This is a genomic window from Sphingobium sp. UBA5915, assembly GCF_002431195.1.
Lineage (GTDB): Bacteria > Pseudomonadota > Alphaproteobacteria > Sphingomonadales > Sphingomonadaceae > Sphingobium > Sphingobium soli.
Map to the genome: position 1 here is coordinate 26,908 of NZ_DJDV01000057.1, position 6,425 is coordinate 33,332.

General features: G+C 62.8%; 6 protein-coding genes and 1 tRNA gene. 6 read left to right on the top strand and 1 reads right to left on the bottom strand.

Annotated elements, in window-relative coordinates; all coding sequences use genetic code 11:
• The first annotated feature begins 52 nt into the window (after nt 1–52).
• From B2V90_RS09230 to B2V90_RS09255, 6 genes are read left to right on the top strand one after another with little or no spacing between them, the layout of a single operon-like run.
• Nucleotides 53–961 carry a DUF481 domain-containing protein gene (locus B2V90_RS09230; protein ID WP_009821909.1) on the top strand — a complete coding sequence of 303 codons (909 nt, stop codon included), beginning with the start codon at nt 53–55 and terminating at the stop codon, nt 959–961.
• A 58-nt stretch (nt 962–1,019) separates the two neighbouring features.
• A complete protein-coding gene (locus B2V90_RS09235; protein WP_228222354.1) occupies nt 1,020–2,246 on the top strand; it encodes a hydrolase in 1,227 nt (408 codons plus the stop codon).
• A gap of 4 nt (nt 2,247–2,250) precedes the next feature.
• Nucleotides 2,251–3,270: an arginine N-succinyltransferase gene (locus B2V90_RS09240; RefSeq protein ID WP_228222353.1), complete on the top strand. Its 1,020-nt coding sequence runs from the start codon at nt 2,251–2,253 to the stop codon at nt 3,268–3,270.
• Nucleotides 3,267–4,526, top strand: a complete 1,260-nt coding sequence (locus tag B2V90_RS09245; protein WP_228222352.1) for an N-succinylarginine dihydrolase — start codon at nt 3,267–3,269, stop codon at nt 4,524–4,526. Before B2V90_RS09240 ends, B2V90_RS09245 begins: the two co-directional genes overlap by 4 nt.
• 26 nt (nt 4,527–4,552) lie before the next feature.
• Nucleotides 4,553–4,768 (top strand): hypothetical protein, encoded by a 216-nt coding sequence (locus B2V90_RS09250; RefSeq protein ID WP_037542753.1) that lies wholly within the window; start codon nt 4,553–4,555, stop codon nt 4,766–4,768.
• Between the two features lie 36 nt (nt 4,769–4,804).
• Nucleotides 4,805–6,262, top strand: coding sequence for a cobyric acid synthase (locus B2V90_RS09255; protein WP_228222351.1), 1,458 nt, complete (start codon nt 4,805–4,807; stop codon nt 6,260–6,262).
• Between the two features lie 35 nt (nt 6,263–6,297).
• Here B2V90_RS09255 and B2V90_RS09260 read toward each other — a convergent pair.
• A tRNA-Arg gene (locus B2V90_RS09260) sits at nt 6,298–6,374 on the bottom strand.
• Nucleotides 6,375–6,425 lie beyond the last annotated feature (51 nt).

Below are 6,425 nucleotides of genomic sequence, written 5' to 3' on the forward strand. Positions count from 1 at the left end.
GATCCGCCGTTAAGGGGGTTAATTTTCGCTGTCGAGACGATATGAAGGCGCCATGCGCGCTCTTCTGTTACCGTTATCGCTGTCCCTCGTCGTCCTGCCCGTCACCGCCGACGCCGCCGAGGACGCATTGCTGCCCGCATCCGTTCGCGAAATGCTGGAAGCGGCGATCGCCAATGGCAACGAAACCGACATCGCGACCGTCGCGAAGATCGCCAAGCAGACAAATCCTCAATCCGCCGATCAGATTCAGCGGATGGTCAACAGCTGGAAAGAACGAACCAAGGCGACGCACGAAACCGTCATCCGCGAAGCCGGCATCGGCGACCTGTGGACCGGCCGGATCGAGGCCGGAGGTTTCCGTTCGACCGGGTCGACCAGCGAACTGGGCATCAGCGCATCGGCCACTGCGACGCGCACCGGCATCCAGTGGACGCATAAACTCACAGCAAGCGCGGATTACCGCCGCGCCAATGGCGTAACATCGCGCGAACGCTATTTTGCCGGCTATGAACCGCGTTACGAGTTCGATCCGCGCGGCTTCGCCTACGGCTTGGCGCAGTTCGAAAGGGACACTTCAATCGGTTATGACGAGCGCTACACCGCGTCGGCAGGAATCGGGTACAAGCTGATCGTCAGCAAGCCCGTGGATCTGTCGGCCGACATCGGCCCATCGATACGTCATGTGAAATATCTGATCGGAGAACGCGAAACCAAATTGGGCGCGCGCGGATCCATGGCGCTGGCCTGGCGCGCCAGTCCGACGCTGACCTTCAAGCAGACCGCATCTGGCTATGCCGAAAGCGACGTCTATACACTCAACGCCCTGACTTCACTGGAAACAAAAGTGAGCACGCGCTGGTCGGCTGCCTTTTCCTACAACATCCAATATGAATCTGAAACAGTATTGGCCGCCCGCGACTTCGATACGCTGAGCCGTCTGACCCTGACATATGATTTCTGACATGCGTAATTTTCGTGCGGGGGTGGAGCGCCGTTCCGGCCTCTGATAGACAAAGGGCATGACCCGATTGTCTGTGGAAGAAGAACGACTGCTGGACCATGCGGCGGCCGCGCCGATGCTGGATCAGGTGCAGCGATGGGCGATGATCAACAGCGGATCGCGCAATATCGACGGGCTTGCGCACATGGCGACGATGCTGGCCGACGCATTCAGCGCCCTGCCCGGCGACGTGACGCTTGTTGATCCCGCCCCCGTAGAAAGCGTCGCGCCCGATGGCCGCGTACAGCCGCTCGCCCATGGTCAGCATCTGCTCCTATCCGTGCGGCCCGCGGCATCCACACGCCTGTTGCTGACCGGGCATATGGATACGGTCTTCGCGATCGATCATCCGTTTCAGAACCAGCGCTGGCTGGAACCCGGCATCCTCAATGGACCTGGCGTCGCGGACATGAAAGGCGGCATAGCGGTCATGCTCGCTGCGCTGTCAGCACTGGAAGCGACCGGCGTGGTCGATCATGTCGGCTATGACGTGGTCATCAACAGCGACGAAGAAGTGGGCAGCGCATCGTCAGCCGCGTTGCTGCGCGACAGGGCGCGAGGCAAATTGGCCGCCTTCACCTATGAACCGGCGCTGCCGGACGGGACTTTGGCGGGCGCGAGAGCGGGCAGCGGTAATTTTTCCGTGATCGTCACGGGCCGCAGCGCCCATGCCGGTCGCAACCCCGACGATGGCCGCAACGCCCTGCTCGCAGCGGCGGACCTGGCCCTGCGCCTCAAGGCCGCCAGCGGATCCGGCTTTTCCTGCAACCCGGCCAGGATTGATGGTGGCGGTCCAAACAATGTCGTGCCGGACCATGCCGTCCTGCGCGTTAATTTCCGCCCTCGCACGCCCGATGACGAACAGGCAGCGCGCGCCTTGATCGATCGCGTCATGGCCGACATCGCGCGTGATCATGACGTCACGCTCCACCTTCACGGCGGGTTTGGCCGCCCGCCCAAGCCCATGGACGCCAAGGCCGAACGGCTGTTCGGCTTGGTCAGGCAATGCGGCGCAGACCTTGGCCTGTCGATCGGATGGCGCGATACGGGCGGGGTGTGCGATGGTAATAATATTGCCGCCTGCGGCGTACCGGTTGTCGATACCATGGGCGTGCGCGGTGGCAGCATTCACAGCGACGCGGAATTTCTATTGACCGACAGCCTGCCCGAACGCGCGCGGCTGTCGGCGCTTTCCCTGTGGCGTATCGCGCAGGGCCAGTTTCAACCGGGACAAGAGAGAGGATGACCGCTTGAGCTTCATCATGCGCATCGCGCGCGCGGACGATTTACAGACGCTATATGAAATGGCCAAGCTGACTGGCGGCGGATTTACGAATTTGCCGCCCGATCGCGCGTCCCTGTCGGCGAAGCTTGAACGGACGGAAAAGGCGCTCAAGCGCACGAGCGACGGCATCGAGGACGAACTGATCGTCATGGTGCTGGAGAATGTCGAAACCGGGCAAGTGCGCGGCACATGCCAGATTTTCTCGACCGTCGGGCAAAACTGGCCCTTTTATTCCTATCGCCTTGGCATGCTGACCCAGCATAGTCGCGAACTGGGCCGCACCTTTCGCGCGCAGATGCTTTCGCTGACCACCGATCTGGAAGGGTCCGTCGAAGTGGGCGGCCTGTTTCTTCATCCGCGCGAACGGGCGGAAGGCCTGGGACTGCTGCTGGCGCGCAGCCGCTACCTCTATATCCGCAATCACCGCGCGCGCTTTGGCGACCGGGTCATCGCCGAACTGCGCGGCGTCATTGACGAGGCGGGCGGATCGCCCTTTTGGGATGGCTTGGCGGGCCGGTTCTTCGGCATGAGCTTTCAGGAGGCCGATGAATTCAACGCCGTCAACGGCAACCAGTTCATCGCCGACCTGATGCCCAAGACGCCCATCTACACCGCGATGCTGACCGATAGTGCCCGCGCTGTCATTGGCCTGCCCCACCCCAATGGCCGCGCTGCGATGCGGATGCTGGAAACCGAAGGGTTTGAAAATGCCGGCTATGTCGATATTTTCGACGGGGGGCCGACCATGGTTGGTCAGGTCGATCAGTTAAAAACCATCGCCGCCGCGCGCGACGTCACGCTGGCCGCCACGCATGAAAGCGGCGGGCAGAAAATGCTGATAGCCTGCGGGCAGCTTGCCGATTATCGCTGTACCTGGGGGCTTATCGAAGAGGACGCGGATGGTGCCATTTCGCTCGACGTCGAAAGCGTCCAGCGGATCGGCCTTGAAATCGGGGACCGCTTCACCATGGCGGGTCGGGCATGAGCATCACCGAAATCAATTTTGACGGTCTCATCGGTCCCAGTCACAATTATGCGGGCCTCAGCCTCGGCAACCTTGCTTCCGCGCGCAATGCTGGCGCAGTGTCGCAGCCCCGCGCCGCCGCCTTGCAGGGACTGGAAAAGATGCGGGGCAATGTGGCGCTCGGTCTGAAGCAGGGCCTCTTCCTGCCGCAATGGCGCCCCGATGGCGACTGGCTGGCTCGGTTGGGGACCGATGTGTCGGGCGCCGAGCCGCATATTCGCGCCGCCGCCATGTCAGCCTCCTCAATGTGGGCGGCCAATGCGGCGACGGTGTCTCCTGCTGCCGATACGCGCGATGGGCGCGCGCACATGACCGTCGCCAATCTCGTCACCATGCCGCATCGCAGCCATGAATGGCCCCAGACACTGGCGCAGCTGCGCCTGGCCTTTTCCGATACGCGCAGCTTTGCCGTGCATGATCCTGTGCCCCCGCCCTTTGGCGATGAAGGCGCGGCCAATCACATGCGCCTCGCCGAACGCCATGACGTGCCGGGGGTAGAGGTCTTCGTCTATGGCCAGTCGGGCGGCCCCTTCCCCGCCCGCCAGCATGTGGAGGCCAGCAAGGCGGTCGCGCGGCTGCATGGTCTGGACCCAGCGCGCAGCCTGTTCGTCCAGCAATCGGAGGAAGCGATCGCCGCCGGCGCATTCCATAACGACGTGGTCGCCGTTGCGAATGAGCGCGTGCTCTTTACCCATGAGCAGGCCTTCGCGGACAAGGAGGCCTTCTATACCGCCCTGCGGGACGCGCTGCCCTGCGTGGAGATCGTCGAAGTGCCAGCGAGCGCGGTCAGCCTGGCCGATGCGATCCGCAGCTACCTCTTCAACGCGCAGCTCGTTACCCTGCCCGACGGCGTCATGGCGTTGGTGCTGCCAACAGAAGCCAAGGACACGCCAGCCGTATGGACCTGGTTGCAGCAGATGATCGCGGGCAATGGCCCGATCCGCCGCCTCATTCCCGTGGATGTCCGCCAGTCCATGGCCAATGGCGGTGGTCCGGCCTGCCTGCGGCTGCGCGTGGTGGCTGATCCGGCCACAATCGACCCGCGCTTTTTGCTCGACGAGCGCAAGCTGGACGAAATCGCCCGGATTGTCGCAACCTACTGGCCAGAGGAAATCGCGCCGGATGATTTGGGCGACACTCGCCTTATCGCCCGGATCGAGCAATCATGGTTAACGCTTGTTGACCATTTGCAGCTTTCGGGCGATCTTCTTCCTTGACGGGGCGACCAGCCAATGGGACGATGATGGAACGGATCAAGGGCCTTTTCACGATCAAGACCAAGTTCGAGGCGTTTCTCATCATCTATGCGCTCGCGCTTGGCGCGACCGAACGTGGCGCCGTTTACGTCCAGCAATATCCCGGTTTCGGCGGCCAGTTGCTGGCGTTGGCCTGTACGGGCGCGGTATTCATGGCCGGCGGCAAGATCATTGACGCCGTGGAGTATCAGCGCGGGCTTTGAGTTGCACCGCCTGCCCCGGTCGGGCAAGAGCGCGCGATGGGCGCGATCATGTTGCAGGGGACCGGCTCTGATGTCGGCAAATCGGTTCTGGTCGCGGGGCTGTGCCGGGCATTGCGGCTTCGGGGCCATGACGTGCGCCCCTTCAAACCCCAGAATATGTCGAACAACGCGGCTGTCACAGTCGATGGCGGAGAAATTGGCCGCGCCCAGGCACTCCAGGCGATAGCCTGCGGCGTTCCCGCGCATACGGACATGAACCCGGTCCTGCTGAAACCGCAGGCCGACCGCAGTTCCCAACTGATCGTGCATGGGCAGGTGCGCGGGACATTGGGATCGGGCAATTTCCGCGCCGCTCGCGGCGCGCTGCTGGACGAAGTGCTTGAAAGCTATCACCGGCTGCGCGGCCAATGTGACATCGTCGTGGTGGAGGGCGCTGGCTCCCCTGCCGAAATCAATCTGCGCGCTGGCGATATCGCCAATATGGGCTTTGCGCGCGCCGCCGATGTTCCGGTTATATTGGTCGGCGACATAGACAGGGGCGGTGTTATCGCGGCGGTCGTCGGCACGCGCGCCGTGCTCGATGCCGCCGATGCAGCCATGATCCGCGGCTTCCTGATCAACAAATTCCGTGGCGACCTGTCCCTGTTCGAGGATGGCTATCGCCAGATTGAGGAGCGTTCGGGCTGGCGGGGCTTCGGCGTCGTTCCCTGGCTGAATGCCGTCGCGCGGCTACCCAGTGAAGATGCGGTGGTGCTCGAGCGCCCAGTTGCCTCCATAGAAGCGCCGATCGTCATCGCCTGCCCAGTATTACCGCGCATCTCCAATTTCGATGATCTCGACCCGTTGAAGCTGGAGCCGGCCGTCGACCTACGCATGATCGGGCCTGGCCAACCCATTCCGGGTGATGCTGCGCTCGTGATCCTGCCCGGGTCGAAGGCGACGATCGCGGACATGCGCGCGATGGTCGAACAGGGCTGGGATATCGACATACGCGCGCATCATCGCAGAGGCGGCGCCGTGCTGGGGCTTTGCGGCGGCTATCAGATGCTGGGGCGGACGATCCGCGATCCCGACGGCATCGAAGGCTCGGTGCGCGAGATCAACGGTTTAGGCCTGCTTGGGGTAGACACGATTCTTGCCGGTGCCAAGACGCTGGAACAAGTCCGCGGCCGCGCGCTGACAGCAGATTTTCACGGCTATGAAATGCATATGGGTCGCACCGAGGGGCCAGGCTGCGCGCGACCCTTTGCGATGCTGGGAAACAAGCCGGACGGGGCGATCAGCCCGGACGGGCGCGTGATGGGGAGCTATGTCCATGGCCTTCTCGCCAGCACGCAATTGCGCGCCGCCTTGCTGCAACGCATTGGTGCGACGTCGGCCGAAGCCGATTATGACAGATCAGTCGAGGATGCTCTGGATGCGCTTGCGGCCCATCTGGAACGGCATTGCGACATTGATGCCATGGTCGCGCTGGCTAGGGGGGAAAACAAATAGGAAAAAGACAGCCACCGCTGCCCCAAAAGAGGAAATGGCGCACCCGGAACGATTCGAACGTCCGACCCTCAGATTCGTAGTCTGATGCTCTATCCAGCTGAGCTACGGGTGCCGATTTCCGGCAGCCGGCTGAAAGCCGCACTGCCTGTTTCCAAATGGCGCA

What these genes read in the sequence shown, in the direction of transcription:
- B2V90_RS09230 (WP_009821909.1), top strand. Translation starts at nt 53, where the DNA reads ATGCGCGCTCTTCTGTTACCGTTATCGCTGTCCCTCGTCGTCCTGCCC.
- B2V90_RS09235 (WP_228222354.1), top strand. Translation starts at nt 1,020, where the DNA reads ATGACCCGATTGTCTGTGGAAGAAGAACGACTGCTGGACCATGCGGCG.
- B2V90_RS09245 (WP_228222352.1), top strand. Translation starts at nt 3,267, where the DNA reads ATGAGCATCACCGAAATCAATTTTGACGGTCTCATCGGTCCCAGTCAC.
- B2V90_RS09250 (WP_037542753.1), top strand. Translation starts at nt 4,553, where the DNA reads ATGGAACGGATCAAGGGCCTTTTCACGATCAAGACCAAGTTCGAGGCG.
- B2V90_RS09255 (WP_228222351.1), top strand. Translation starts at nt 4,805, where the DNA reads ATGGGCGCGATCATGTTGCAGGGGACCGGCTCTGATGTCGGCAAATCG.